General features: G+C 58.6%; 12 protein-coding genes. 4 read left to right on the top strand and 8 right to left on the bottom strand.

Annotated features, from left to right (window positions below; genetic code table 11):
• Nucleotides 1–13 precede the first annotated feature (13 nt).
• On the top strand, nt 14–853 hold the full coding sequence (locus J7380_RS15920) for a universal stress protein (protein ID WP_209196730.1): 840 nt from the start codon (nt 14–16) through the stop codon (nt 851–853).
• Nucleotides 854–859: 6 nt separating this feature from the next.
• Here J7380_RS15920 and J7380_RS15925 read toward each other — a convergent pair whose 3' ends face one another.
• A complete protein-coding gene (locus tag J7380_RS15925) occupies nt 860–1597 on the bottom strand; it encodes a transcriptional regulator FnrL (protein ID WP_209196731.1) in 738 nt (245 codons plus the stop codon).
• Nucleotides 1598–1658: 61 nt separating this feature from the next.
• On the opposite strand from J7380_RS15925, the gene hemN reads away from it, so the two are divergent.
• Both hemN and J7380_RS15935 read left to right on the top strand, forming a co-directional pair.
• Nucleotides 1659–3014: an oxygen-independent coproporphyrinogen III oxidase gene (hemN, locus tag J7380_RS15930; protein ID WP_209196889.1), complete on the top strand. Its 1356-nt coding sequence runs from the start codon at nt 1659–1661 to the stop codon at nt 3012–3014.
• 204 nt (nt 3015–3218) lie between these two features.
• Nucleotides 3219–5147 (top strand): elongation factor G, encoded by a 1929-nt coding sequence (locus J7380_RS15935; protein ID WP_209196732.1) that lies wholly within the window; start codon nt 3219–3221, stop codon nt 5145–5147.
• Between the two features lie 18 nt (nt 5148–5165).
• Here J7380_RS15935 and J7380_RS15940 read toward each other — a convergent pair whose 3' ends face one another.
• The 5 genes from J7380_RS15940 to J7380_RS15960 all read right to left on the bottom strand — a co-directional run bounded on the left by J7380_RS15940 (nt 5166) and on the right by J7380_RS15960 (nt 11530).
• Entirely contained in the window at nt 5166–6743 is a 1578-nt protein-coding gene (locus J7380_RS15940) for an ABC transporter ATP-binding protein (protein ID WP_209196733.1), read from the bottom strand.
• Nucleotides 6740–7846: an ABC transporter permease gene (locus tag J7380_RS15945; protein ID WP_209196734.1), complete on the bottom strand. Its 1107-nt coding sequence runs from the start codon at nt 7844–7846 to the stop codon at nt 6740–6742. The genes J7380_RS15940 and J7380_RS15945 overlap by 4 nt, the downstream gene beginning before the upstream one ends.
• Complete coding sequence (locus tag J7380_RS15950; RefSeq protein WP_209196735.1) at nt 7847–8941, bottom strand: microcin C ABC transporter permease YejB; 1095 nt, start codon at nt 8939–8941, stop codon at nt 7847–7849. It lies immediately after the preceding gene.
• A 1-nt stretch (nt 8942) separates the two neighbouring features.
• A complete protein-coding gene (locus J7380_RS15955) occupies nt 8943–10847 on the bottom strand; it encodes an extracellular solute-binding protein (protein WP_209196736.1) in 1905 nt (634 codons plus the stop codon).
• 173 nt (nt 10848–11020) lie between these two features.
• The gene (locus tag J7380_RS15960) at nt 11021–11530 is read right to left on the bottom strand and encodes a cytochrome c family protein (protein WP_209196890.1); all 510 of its coding nucleotides are present in this window, start codon (nt 11528–11530) and stop codon (nt 11021–11023) included.
• A gap of 118 nt (nt 11531–11648) precedes the next feature.
• Here J7380_RS15960 and J7380_RS15965 point away from each other — a divergent pair, with 118 nt between their 5' ends.
• On the top strand, nt 11649–12482 hold the full coding sequence (locus J7380_RS15965) for a prephenate dehydratase (RefSeq protein ID WP_209196737.1): 834 nt from the start codon (nt 11649–11651) through the stop codon (nt 12480–12482).
• 30 nt (nt 12483–12512) lie between these two features.
• Here J7380_RS15965 and J7380_RS15970 read toward each other — a convergent pair whose 3' ends face one another.
• Both J7380_RS15970 and nudC read right to left on the bottom strand, forming a co-directional pair.
• Nucleotides 12513–12977 carry an SRPBCC family protein gene (locus J7380_RS15970; RefSeq protein ID WP_209196738.1) on the bottom strand — a complete coding sequence of 155 codons (465 nt, stop codon included), beginning with the start codon at nt 12975–12977 and terminating at the stop codon, nt 12513–12515.
• Between the two features lie 39 nt (nt 12978–13016).
• Nucleotides 13017–13997 (bottom strand): NAD(+) diphosphatase, encoded by a 981-nt coding sequence (nudC, locus tag J7380_RS15975; RefSeq protein WP_209196739.1) that lies wholly within the window; start codon nt 13995–13997, stop codon nt 13017–13019.
• Nucleotides 13998–14052: the final 55 nt, after the last annotated feature.

Raw genomic sequence — 14052 nt, forward strand, 5'->3', positions numbered from 1 at the left:
GCACGAGGTCAACATGGCTTACAAATCTCTCCTCACTGTTATGACAGAAACCACGCAATCTGACTCGGCACTTGCACAGGTCGTGGCGCTGGCTGGGGCTCAGGACGCGCATGCTGAAGCACTGTGTCTTGGCGTCGACCGCAGCCAGACAGGGTATTATTATGCGGGCGCTAACGCTCTGATTCTTCAGGAAACCCTAAGCCGGGCCAATGCTGAAGCCGAAGAGATTCTGGCATTCGCAAAAGACTTCTTTAGCAAGTCAGGAGTGCGATGGTCTGCCGAATCCGGTGTTGCGCAAATCGCCGATTTGGGGCGACATGTTGCGCATCGCGCCCGGTTTTCCGACCTTGTCGTTTTGCCGCAGCCCTACGGTGAAAACCGCGGCGTCGAAGCGGAACCCATTGTCGAAGCCGCGATGTTCGAAGGGCACACCCCTGTGTTAATTGTTCCGGACTCGGCTAAAGTCTTCAGCAAGCCCGGCACCATTTTGATCGGCTGGAATGAAAGCGTCGAGGCCATGCGCGCTATTCGCCGGGCTTTGCCTTTCCTTATTGCGGCAACCCAAGTGCGTATCGTTGTAATTGACCCGCCTCGGCATGGCCCGGATCGTTCGGACCCCGGTGGGATGCTGTCACAGATGCTGTCGCGCCATGGGGTCAAGTGTGAAATAGATGTTCTCAGCAAAACCATGCCACGGGTATCAGATATCCTGAACCGTCACGCTGTGGATACTCAGGCTGATATGATCGTCATGGGGGCTTACGGCCACTCGCGCTTCCGCGAAGCCATTCTTGGCGGCGCAACTCGCAACATGTTGGAACAATCCTCGGTTCCGGTCTTTCTGGCGCACTGAAAGGCGTCAGACCAGAAAGCCACCATCCGAGTCGTCACCCGCTTCTTCCATAAGGCGGCCCATATCGGGGATCGTCACGTGGCGCTTGCCTTCCAACAGGATGACCTCATCTTTTTTGAGCGCCGAGATCTGGCGGCTGACCGTTTCCAGTGTCAGGCCGAGGTAATCGGCCATCGCCTCGCGGGTCAACGGCAGGTCGAAGACGATGGGTCCCCCTTTTTGGTTGATTGAGGCATCGCGGCGCGCGATGATCGACAGCAGGCTCGCGATCTTCTCGCGCGCGGTCTTGCGCCCCAGCACCAGCATCCATTCGCGGGCCGCGTCCAACTCGTCCAGAGTCATCTGCAGCAACCGATGCGCGATGTGCGGAGTAGTGTTCATCAGTTCTTCGAAAGGCTTCTTTCGAAAACAGCACATGACCAGATCGGTCGTCGCCTGCACATCATAGGGGGCCGATTCGCGCCCCGGACGCCCGACGAAATCGCTGGGCAGCAAAAGGCCCACCATCTGGGTCCTGCCATCTTCCATCGTCTGGGTCAAAGTGGCGATACCAGAGACGACGGACCCAACGAAATTCATTTGGTCACCTGACCAGATGACCGTCTGTCCGGCTTCGAAACTACGATAATATTTAATGCCTTCAAGCTCTTCCAGCTCATCGGCATCACAATGGGCACACACGGCCCGATGTCGGATCGGGCAGTCTGCACAGTTCGTATGGTCGATCTTGAATGTGGGTGTCATGCGCGCTTCCACTTGATCTCTATCAAAGCATCTGTTCGTGGCGTCCTCTAACCGTACCGGTATGATAGTAAAACCACAACTGGCACGGCTTGGACTATTTGACGCGAAAGTCCCGCGTTACACAAGCTATCCCACCGCCCCCCACTTCAGCAATGACGTGGGGTCAGAGCTTTTTGGAGACTGGATTTCCGGCATCACACCCGGAAGCGAGATCTCGTTGTATATCCACGTTCCGTTCTGCCGCAGGCTATGCTGGTTCTGCGCATGCCGTACACAAGGCACCCAGACGGACAACCCAGTCATAGCCTATGTGGATGTCCTCAAGGCCGAGCTGGACCTGTTGGCTGCGCGCTTGCCCGAGGGTGTGACCCTGTCGCGTCTGCATTGGGGTGGAGGCACGCCGACCTTGCTGAACGCGGATCTGATGCGCGAACTGGCGGCGCGAATTCTGGACGTGGTGCCTTTGGGGCCGAATGCCGAGTTTTCGGTCGAGATCGACCCCAATGAGATTGACGAGGCGCGTTTGGATGCGCTGGCCGAGGCCGGCATGAACCGCGCCTCAATTGGGGTGCAGGATTTCGACGACGAGATACAGAAGACCATCGGCCGCATCCAAAGCTATGACACCACACGCAAGGCCGTGGACATGATCCGCGAACGCGGCATCACCAGCTTGAACGCCGATATCCTCTATGGTCTGCCGCATCAGACCAAGACCCGGATGACGGAAAGCGTGCAAAAACTGCTGTCGCTCAGCCCCGACCGGGTGGCGCTTTACGGCTATGCACATGTGCCGTGGATGGCCAAACGGCAGCAGATGATCCCCTCGGACGCGCTGCCTACTCCGGAACAGCGTCTGGATCTGTTCGACACCGCCCGTCGTCTGTTCATGTGGGACAATTACGCCGAGATCGGCATCGACCACTTCGCCACGCAGGATGACGGCCTGACCCGCGCACTGAACGCAGGCAAGCTGAAGCGGAACTTCCAAGGCTATACCGACGATCAGGCCGAAGTTCTGATCGGTGTCGGGGCCAGTTCGATCTCGCGCTTTCCGCAGGGCTATGCGCAGAACGCGCCCGCAACGTCCGCCCATACCAAGGCCGTCCGAGAGGGGCGATTCTCAACCTCGCGCGGACACCTGTTCAAAGGTCAGGACGTACTGCGCGCGCGCCTGATCGAGGCACTGATGTGCGATTTTCAGATCAACACAGCCGAAATCCTGCGCGACCACGACATCTCCGTCGCCGAATTGCAGGGCATGTATGCGGACGCCAACGCCGCCTTTGACGGGCTGCTGCGCATCACCGAGGATGGCCTTTACATCCCGCAAGAAGCCCGCGCCTTGACCCGCATGATCGCCCGCAGCTTTGACGCCTATGACCTGAGCAAGGCAGGCCACAGCTCGGCGATCTGACCTCTTTCCGGCGGGCCGGGTTCACGGCCAGCCGACCCCCAACCCGCACAGGGGCTTGACGCAGGCCTCTGGTTTTCTCCACACTTGGGGCGTGCAATCGCACCCCGAGGCAGGCGAATTCGCAGACAGCTTTTACCGACGCAACCGCGCCGGACAGCCCTTTTCGTGCAGGTATATCTGCAACCTGAAAGAGGGACAGCACCCATGCGCGTTTTCACCGTCCTCGGCCCCAGCCAATCGGGCAAAACCACTCTGGTCGAGGCCATCAGCCGCCTCGACGGGCGGCCCACCACATTCGACGTGTCCGGGACCGTGCATTTGCACGGTTTTTCTTACTTGGACGAACCCTGGTGCGCCATCGACGTCGACGGGGGCGGCGATAACCTGGCCTATGTCGGCCCTGCCATGGCGATCTCGGACGCAGCGGTCGTGGTCGTTCCACCCGACCCCAACGCAGCCGTCCTCTGCGCCCCCTATCTGCGCCTGGTCGAAGAGGCCGGCATCCCTTGTTTCCTGTTCATCAACCGCATGGACAGCCCCAGTGGACGCATCCGCGACATCATCTCGGCGCTGCAAACCTATTGCACGCACCACATCGCCCTGCGCCAAGTGCCGATCCGCGAAGGCGACACGATTGTTGGTGCGGTCGACCTGATCTCAGAGCGGGCGTGGAAGTATCAGGAAGGCCAACCCTCGGCCCTGATCGAGCTGCCGCAATCGGTTGAGGATCGCGAGCAAGAGGCACGAACTGAACTGCTGGAGACGCTGTCGGATTTCGACGATCACCTGCTGGAACAGCTGATCGAAGACAAACAGCCCCCCAACGGTGAGATTTACGATCTGGCCGCGCAGGTCCTGCAGAACCACCAACTGATCCCGGCCTGTCTGGGCGCGGCCAGCCATGGCAACGGGCTGACCCGCCTGATGAAAGCCCTACGGCACGAAGCACCCGAATTCGACATCGCTGCCGACCGGGACGAGGCCGCCGAGAACGCCCGCGCCATCGCAGGCTTTGCGGATGTGAAAAAGCATATCGGCAAGATCGTCGTCCTGCGGGGCCTGGGTGACGGCGTCACAGCGCATGAGGCATTGGGCGGTGAGACCGTCGGCAATCTGACCACGCTGGACGCCAAGACCCAGATCGCGGACCTGCCCGCCGGGCAGATCGGGCTGGCGGTAAAATCCGATCACCTGAACCCCGGCAACATCTATGACAGCAAAGGCGCGACACCGCTGCCCGAATGGGCCTCGTCACACCCGGCGGGGCACCGTCAGGTCGTCTCACCCGCGCATGAGCGCGACGACGTGCGCCTGTCCAACGCCCTGTCGCGTCTGGTCGAGATCGACCCCGGCCTGCATCTGGGACAAGACGACCTGAGCGGCCACGCGGTTCTGGGCTCTCAAGGCCCACAGCACATGCGGCGCGTGACGGCGAAGCTGGCCGAGGATTTCGGGATCGAGATCGCCACCGACACCGTCGAAACAGCCTATCGCGAGACGATCCGCGCACCCGTCGAACATCGCCACCGTCACCGCAAACAGTCGGGCGGCGCAGGGCAGTTTGCCGACGTGGTGATCTCAGTCGCGCCCATGCCACGCGGGGCGGGGTTCCAGTTCGAAGAGGTTGTCAAAGGCGGCGCGGTCCCGCGCAACTATATCCCCTCGGTCGAACATGGGGCCAAGGACGCGCTGGAGCAGGGGCCCGAAGGGTTTCCCGTGGTTGATGTCAAAGTCACGTTGAGCGACGGCAAGCACCACAACGTGGACAGTTCCGATTACGCCTTCCGCACCGCAGGCAAGAACGCGGTGCGCGAAGCCCTGCCACAGGCCAAGCCGGTGGTGCTGCAACCGATCCTAAATGCGGAGATCCACCTGCCCTCGGATTTCGTCGGCGATCTGGTGCCCACCATCAGTTCCTTGCAGGGTCAGGTGCTGGGGTTTGAAGGCAATCCAAACGCCTCAGGCTGGGAGATTTTCAATGCCCAGCTTCCCGCCGTGGCCGAAGATGAACTGCACCGCACCCTCGCCAGCGCCACACGCGGCACCGGCTGGGTCAAGCTGAGTTTTGATCACTATGAGGAACTGCGTGGTCCGGTGCCGAAACCGGCAGCGCAGGAAAAAGCCAGCGCGTAAAAAAAAGGCGGGCTGGGATCAGCCCGCCGCCGCAATCAGCTCGCGGGTATAGTCGGTCTGGGCGTTCTCGAACAGATCTTCTGCCGTGCCCATCTCGACCACATCTCCGTTGCGCATGACGATCACGTTGTGGGACATGGCGCGTACGACTTTCAGGTCGTGGCTAATGAACAGATAGGCCAGCCCGTATTTGCGCTGCAGATCGCGCAGCAGATCGACGATTTGCACCTGCACAGTCATGTCCAGCGCGCTAGTCGGTTCGTCCAGCACCAACAGCTTGGGCCGCAGCACCATGGCGCGCGCGATGGCGATCCGCTGACGCTGCCCGCCCGAGAATTCGTGGGGATATCGGTCCATTGCGGCGGGGTCGAGGCCCACTTCGGTCATCACCTCGGCCACCAGATCACGCGGGGCGCGGTGCGGGTCGACCTTGTGGATCGCCAACCCCTCGGCAATGATCTGCATGCAGGTCATCCGCGGGCTTAGGCTGCCGAACGGGTCCTGAAACACGATCTGCATATCTTTGCGCAGCCGTCGCAACTCGCGCGTGGACCAGCGGCGCACGTCCTGATCACGGAAGGTGATCCCGCCCTCGGACGCAATCAGCCGCATGATCGCCAGCGCCAGCGTCGTCTTACCCGAACCACTTTCGCCGACGATGCCCAGCGTCTCACCCGCGCGCACGCTGAGCGTGGCGTCATTAACCGCCTTCACATGACCCACAGTGCGTTTCAGAAATCCGCGCTGGATCGGGAACCAGACCTTGAGGTGATCTGTCCGTGCAACCTCTTCGGCATCCGACGCCACCGGATCAGGCTGACCCGAGGGCTCGGCCCCCAGCAGTTTGCGCGTATAGGGGTGTTGGGGGTTGTCAAAAATCTCGGTCGTGACGCCGGTCTCGACAATCTCACCGTCTTTCATCACACAGACCCGGTCGGCGATGCGGCGCACGATGCCAAGGTCATGGGTAATGAACAGCATCCCCATGTTTTCCGACTTTTGCAGCTCGGCCAGCAGTTCAAGGATTTGCGCCTGAATGGTCACGTCCAGAGCCGTTGTGGGTTCATCCGCGATCAGAATATCGGGCTTGTTGGCCAGCGCCATGGCGATCATCACCCGTTGCCGCTGCCCGCCTGACAACTGATGCGGATAGCTGTCCAGCCGGTCACGCGGATCACGGATGCCCACCTTGGTCAGCAGTTCCACAATCCGGTCTCGTGCAGCATCCCCAGTCAGACCCTGATGCAGGGCCAGCGATTCCGCCATCTGTTTCTGGATCGTGTGCAATGGGTTCAGCGAGGTCATCGGCTCCTGGAAGATAAAGCTGATGTCGTTTCCACGCACATCCATCAACTTGTCCTCTGACGCTCCGATCATTTCATCGCCGTCATATTTGACCGAACCTTCAACGATCGCACTGTCGCCCAGCAACGACACCGTGGACAGCGCCGTCACTGATTTGCCCGACCCGGATTCGCCCACCAAAGCCACGGTTTCCCCACGATCAACGGTAAAGGACACGCCTTTGACAGCCGCCGAGACCTGACCATCCTGCTTGAACGAGACCTTCAGGTTGTTCACATCCAAAAGGCTCATGAGAAGGTCTTTCTGGGATCAAACGCATCGCGGACGCCTTCGAAGATGAAGACCAGAAGCGACAGCATAATGGCAAAGGTAAAAAACGCGGTAAAGGCCAACCATGGGGCCTGCAGGTTCTGTTTCGCCTGCAAGGTCAGTTCGCCCAGTGATGGGGCCGAGGACGGCAGGCCGAAGCCAAGGAAATCCAGCGAGGCCAAACCGCCAATTGTACCCGTCACGATGAACGGCATGAAGGTCAGCGTCGCCACCATGGCATTCGGCAGCATGTGGCGGAACATGATCGTCATGTTGCCCACGCCCAGCGCCCGTGCGGCGCGCACGTATTCAAGGTTTCGCGCCCGCAGGAATTCAGCCCTGACGACACCGACCAAGCCCGTCCAACTGAACAGGATCATCAGGATCACCAGCAGCCAGAAACTTCGCCCCAACACCGCAAACATGATGATGATGACATAAAGCGAGGGCGTCGCTGACCAGATCTCAATCACACGCTGAAATATCAGGTCCAGCCAACCGCCAAAGAAGCCCTGAATGGCCCCCGCAAAGATACCGACAATGCTGGCAGCGCCAGTTACCATCAGCGTGAACAGAATGGACAAACGGAAACCATAGATCACCCGCGCCAGCACATCGCGCTTGGTATCATCGGTACCCAGCAGGTTCTGCCCATTGGGCGGCAGCGGCGCGGCACCTGGGCGATCCACGCTGGTGTTGAAGGAATAGGGGATCAGCGGCCAGATTGCCCAGCCGCGTTCAAACCCGTCAGCTTCATAGGTGCCGGCCTCGATCTGTTCGATGATGCCTTCGGGGTCGTCGAAACAGTCTTCTATCCCGCCGCTGTCGATCAGGCACATGACCTCGGGGTCGCGATAGATCGCCTCGGTCTGGAAATCTCCTCCGAACTCCGTTTCGGCGTAGAAATTGAAGATCGGCGTGTAGAATTCGCCCCGGTACTTCAAAAGGATCGGCTTGTCATTGGCGATGAACTCGGCAAACAGAGACAGGCCGAAGAGGATCGAAAAGATGATCAGTGACCAGAAGGCCCGGCCATTGCGGCGGAAGTTGCGCCAGCGGCGCTGATTGAGCGGAGAAAGAGCCATTTACCCCTCGCGCTTTTCAAAGTCGATGCGCGGGTCGACCAGCACATACATCAGGTCACTGATGATGCCCACAACCAGCCCCATCAGGCCAAAGATAAACAAGGTGCCAAAGATCACCGGATAGTCGCGGGCCACGGCGGCCTCAAAGCCAAGTCTGCCCAGACCATCCAGCGAGAAGATCGTCTCGATAATGATCGAGCCACCAAAGAACACACCGATGAACACGGCTGGAAAGCCGGCGATCACGATCAGCATCGCGTTACGGAACACATGGCCATACAGCACCTTCCGCTCGCTCAGTCCCTTGGCGCGGGCGGTCATGACGTATTGCTTTTTGATCTCGTCCAGAAACGAGTTCTTGGTCAGCAGCGTCAGCGTCGCAAAAGCCGAAATCGTAAGCGCTATGATCGGCAAAGCGATGTGCCAGAAATAGTCCGTAATCTTGCCGAACAGGCTAAGGCTGTCCCAATTGTCCGAGGTCAGCCCCCGCAGCGGGAATATCTGCCAGTAGGAACCACCGGCGAACAACACCAGCAACAGGATCGCGAACAGAAACCCGGGTATGGCATAGGCAACAATGATCGCCCCGCTGGTCACGGTATCAAACCGCGATCCGTCCTTGACGGCCTTGCGAATGCCCAGCGGGATCGACACCAGATAGGCAATCAGGGTCGACCAAAGACCCAGCGAGATCGACACAGGCATCTTTTCCAACACCAGATCGATCACACTGATCGACCGGAAATAGCTCTCGCCGAAATCCAATGTCAGGTAGTTGCCCATCATGGACAGAAACCGCTCGACCGGCGGTTTGTCGAACCCAAACTCTTTCTCAAGCTCGGCGATGAATTCAGGCGGAAGACCACGGGCGCCGACGTATTTGTCGTCAAAGACCCCTCCGGCGGGTTCAGCGGCCGCTCCGGCGTCACCGCTGCCTGCAAAACCGGCAAAGACATCACCCTGCCCTTCGATTTGAGCAATGATCTGTTCGATCGGTCCACCGGGCACGAACTGAACCAGCGTGAAGTTGACAATCATGATGCCCAGAAGGGTCGGAATAACCAGCAACAGGCGTCTTAGAATATAGGCGCCCATGTTAACGCAGTGCGCCTTTTGCCTTCAGGTCAGCCTCTTTTTCAGGGTTTACCCACCAAAGATCCAGATAACCGAGCGTGAAAGGCGGCAGGTTTTCAGGGTATTCGTACATGTCGTAGTAAGCCGTCCAGTAGTCCGCGACATAACCGTCGGGGATGATAAAGAACTCATACCTCAGGACACGGTCCAATGCCATAAGTGCTGCGTCCTGTTCTTCCTGATTTGTCGTATCGAATGAGGATTCGATGACCGCGTCGACTAAAGGACTGGCCAAACCCGCAGGGTTGAACAGGCTAAAGGCGGCTTCTTCCGAACCGTACATCTGGCTAAGACCGCCGCCCGTCGACAAAAACGACCCATACCGGTTCGAATAAACCATGTCGTAGTCGCGCTCACGACGGCGCAATGTGAACTGTGACGGATCAACCTTCTCGGCCGAGGCATCCACGCCAATCGCCTGCAGGTTTTGAACGAAAGTCTCGATCATCGTGGCCGTCGATGTGGGAATGCTTGAGGCGTAAGGGATGTTCACCTTCAGCGTCTGCCCTTCAGCGTTGCGCCGCAGATTGCCGTCACCAACCGGCCAACCGGCCTCGTCCAGCAACTTCGAAGCCTTGCGCAGATTTCGACGATCATTCAGCCGCGCCGAATTGGATTCATGAGTAACCAAGGCAGGTTCACTTAGGACTTCGGCCGGCACAACGTCGCCCAGCGCCTCGAGGAAGGCAAGCTCAGCCCCTTCTGGTGCGCCTGTCGCTTCAAGATGAGTACCTTGCACAAACGAGCTGCGCGGTGAATTGAGACCGAACATCAGCGACTCATTTGCCCATTCGAAATTGAAAGCCAGCGCTATGGCTTTGCGGACATTCTTATCCTCGAACTGCGGCTTTCCCAGATTGAACACGAAACCCGATGGCGTCGGCGGGCTGCCATCCGTAATCTCATCACGAACGACCGACCCTTGGGTCAGCTTTGGAAAGTCATACCCCGAAGCCCAAAGCTTGGGGTCGCTTTCGATGCGCATTGTGTATTCGCCGGCCTTAAACCCTTCGAACGCGGCGGTCTGGTCGGCGAAATACTCGACCCGAATGGTGTCGTAGTTATTGCGCCCGACATTGATCGGCAAATCCTGCCCCCAATAATCGTCGCGCCGCTTGTAAACGATGCGGCGGTTAATGTCATAGCTATCCAGCTTGTACGGCCCCGACCCAACGGCCACTTCAAGCCGCGGTTCGTCCAGGCGGCGGCTCTCATCGGCCTCGAACCACGCTTTCGAAAACACCGGTGTCGAGCCAACCGTTTCGATCAACCCACGCCGCGTCACTTCGGGACTGAAGGTAAACTTGACCGTATGATCATCCAATGCTTCGGCACCGGTGACCATCCGGCCAACGGCCTGCGCATAAGATGGAAGACCCTGTTCGATAAACAGTCGGTGGCTATAGACCACATCTTCGGCAGTTACTGGCGATCCGTCCCAGAACGTTGCTTCGGGCCGGATGTGAAAGATCACATAGTTGCGGCCTTCGTCATACTCCATGCTTTCCGCAAGCAGACCATAGTATTGACCCACACTATCCGAGGTGCTGTCGATCAACGAGTCGTACTGCAGGGTCGTCAATGCACCGGCACGCCCTTTGCGCGAATACGGGTTCAGAGAGTCGAACGTGCCTGATCCAGCCAGCGACAGCTCGCCACCCTTTGGGGCTTCGGGATTCACATAACCCAGATGCGGATAATCCGCCGGGTAGTCTAGGTTGCCAAAGTAAGAATACCCATGGCTGCGCGTCACATTTTCTTCTGCGGCGCTGACCCCGCTGCTTGCCCCCATAACAATCGCTATTCCCAATGCTGCCGCCCAAGGTCGCATATTCGAAACGCGCAGTGCAGGCAGGAGGGGTGTCATGTGGCTCATCCTCTGGATCGTTGTCGTCTTTATTTTCGTACGCGAAAGCTAAAAGGCCAGCGCTGACAGATTCAAGTTTAGAATGCGTGAGCGCTTTGTGAAGTTCTGTTTAGACAAAAAAAGCCGCTGCACAAAGCAGCGGCTTTCAATTTTTGGAATTTCCAAGGACTGGATCAGTCGCCGATTGTCTGCAGATAGGCAATCAGGTCCGCGCGCTCTTGCGGTTTTTTCAAGCCAGCAAAGCTCATCGAAGTGCCCGAGATATACGCACTTGGGCGGGTCAGGAACGCATCCAGTGCTTCTGGTGTCCAGTTGCCACCATGCGCTTGCATCGCAGCCGAATAGCCGGTGAAACCCTTGGCCGATGCAACAGGGCGGTCAACAACGGCGTAAAGGTAGGGTCCGGTTCCGTTGGCTCCGTCTTCCAGTTTGTGGCAAGCGGTGCATTTGCGGAAAACGCGTGCGCCTTTTTCCGGATCGGCGGCGGCCAGCAGGTCTTCGAACACCACTTCTTCAGCGTTGGCGCTTTCACCAGAGCTTTCGGTTTCAATGATGTAAGAGGCCGTCTCGCCATGACCATCGGCATGGTACAGGCCTTCGGCGGCCCATTTGGCCAGAAGCAGCACCAGGAAGGTGCCAAACAGGCCTGCGGCGGCCTTGGTAACTGTCATCGTGTCGAACATTGATCGCGAGTCCATTTAGCTGTCTTGGGGGTGTCTAAGGCTTCCCCTGACAAGAGGCAAGGTATAGACACCGCGACTAAACGCCCAATCTTGGAACTTGTTGCACGGAATCGACCAAATGACCAAACGTATCGCATTTCAGGGGGAACCCGGCGCCTATAGCCACGAGGCTTGCCGCAACGCGCGCCCCGATATGGAGGCCCTGCCCTGCCGTACCTTCGAGGATGTGATCGAATCGGTTCGGTCAGGTGAAGCCGAACTTGCGATGTTGCCGGTTGAGAATACGACCTACGGCCGAGTGGCCGATATTCACCGCTTGCTGCCCCATAGCGGGCTGCACATTATCGACGAGGCGTTCGTGCGGGTGCATATCAACTTGTTGGCCGTTCCGGGTGCGTCGCTGGAGGATGTTACCGAGGCGCATTCCCATCTGGTCTTGCTGCCACAATGCGCGGGCTTCCTGAAACAACACGGCATCCGTGGCCGTGTCAGCCCAGACAATGCCCGCGCCGCGCGCGAAGTGTCCGAACAGGGCGAGGTTCACTCGGCGGCGTTGGCCAGCGAATTGGCCGGAGAGATCTACGGCTTGGACGTTCTGGCCCGCCATATCGAGGATAACGACGACAACACCACTCGTTTTCTGGTGATGTCACGCGAAGCGGACGACGCGCGGCGCGGCGAAAACGGGATGATCACCAGCTTTGTCTTTCAGGTCCGGAATATTCCGGCGGCGCTTTACAAGGCGATGGGCGGATTTGCGACCAACGGTATCAACATGACCAAACTGGAAAGCTATATGGTCGACGGATCCTTTACGGCGACCCAGTTCTACGCTGATATCGTTGGCCATCCAGATGACCGCAACGTGCAACTGGCAATGGACGAGCTGCAGCACTTTACCACCAATGTCGAAGTTCTGGGCGTTTACCCGGCAGCGCAACCGCGCGGTTAGTCAGGCAGATGAACGTTTGTTACTGGTATTTCAGCCGTGATGATATCGTTCTTCTATCTCTCTCGAGAACTCGCTGAGCCGTGATTGGAAACGTCGTTTGAAGCGTGACTTTCCCAGTCTGATAGACTGCAGGAACAGGCGTGCTGGCAATGACTTTGCAGCCAGACTCAGGTCTACACTCAACCGGGTTCGGCGTTGCGATAAGGCCAGGAAGTCAACCGTCGTCGTACCACTTACGCCCTTTCCTGCCGCGTTGAACTGCATCCTTGATGGCGGATCACACTCGGCCATCTCGATAGAGACGCGACGCGGCTTGCCTCGAAGCTTGAAATCCGCCTGCCATGTGGTGCCCGGCACAACACCCATGTGACCCGAAAGGCGTCTGACTTCGATCCCGCGACGCATTGCCATACGCTCGAAACGTTCAAAATCAGCGACCATTTCAAACACCGCGTTGATGGGTGCGTCGATATCTTCATGTGCTGTGAATTGCATGGTGTCCGAGGCTCTTACCTTTGATTCCCCAATATTCTGTCAATCCAGCGTATCCGCCAGCCAGTGCTGCAAAAGAAAATGCGCGATGGCACCCTTCCGCGCAGGCATCAATGTCGGATGCTCACCAGCAAAGGCCTGCATCATTTCCGACTTGCTGACCCAGATGGCATCTTCGATTTCAACCGGGTCGATTGTAATATCGCGTGACAGCGCCAGACCTGCACACCCAAACATCAACGACGCGGGAAAGGGCCAGGGCTGACTGGACAGATAGGTGACTGCGCCGACAGGTACTCCGGCCTCTTCCATCACTTCGCGGCGCACGGCAGCCTCGAGCGTTTCACCGGGTTCGACAAAGCCCGCAAGCAGGGAATACATCCCGTCCGGCCAACCCGGAGACCGCCCCATCAACACCGAATCTCCATGCGTGATCAACATGATCACAACCGGGTCCGTGCGCGGGAAATGCTGCCCCCCGCAAGACGGACAGCTGCGCTGCCATCCCGCCTGCGCCAAATCACTGGCGGCACCGCAGCGGGCGCAGAAACGGTGCGTCTCGTGCCAGCCGATCACCGCCTTGGCTGTTGCCGCCAGCTCCGCATCCCGAGGGTTCAGACGGGTCATGATCCGGCGCAATTCGACAAAAACATGCCCGATGGGCAACGCGGGGTGCTGTTGCTCGGAACGGTCGAAGAATGCCCCAACCTCGGACAGGTCCAGCCCCTCGGCGTCCCACCCCGAGATGTCCAAAGCGAATAGCGGAACGTGATCCGAAATACCTAAAAAGACCGGATCCTCAACAATACCACCCGGTCCATTGCGCAGCAGATCGTGCGTCAGCGGCAGCAACGCCAGCCGATCCAGAGCTTCGCCCTCGACCAGCACCTTACCGCGCCACAACAAAAGGCACCTTGCCTCCGGGTCGTTTGCGACTTGCGCAAGCCCCTCGGGATCGTTGCGCAGATGCGCCGCGCGATCCAGTCCCGACCCGCCAAACGTCACGGTTTCCGCGTATTTCATTACAATCCCTTCAGGTTGTCGGCACAGGGCTGCCACGAGCGCCGGATCGTTGCAA

Source organism: Ruegeria sp. R8_1 (assembly GCF_017743815.1).
Taxonomy (GTDB): Bacteria; Pseudomonadota; Alphaproteobacteria; order Rhodobacterales; family Rhodobacteraceae; genus Ruegeria; species Ruegeria lacuscaerulensis_A.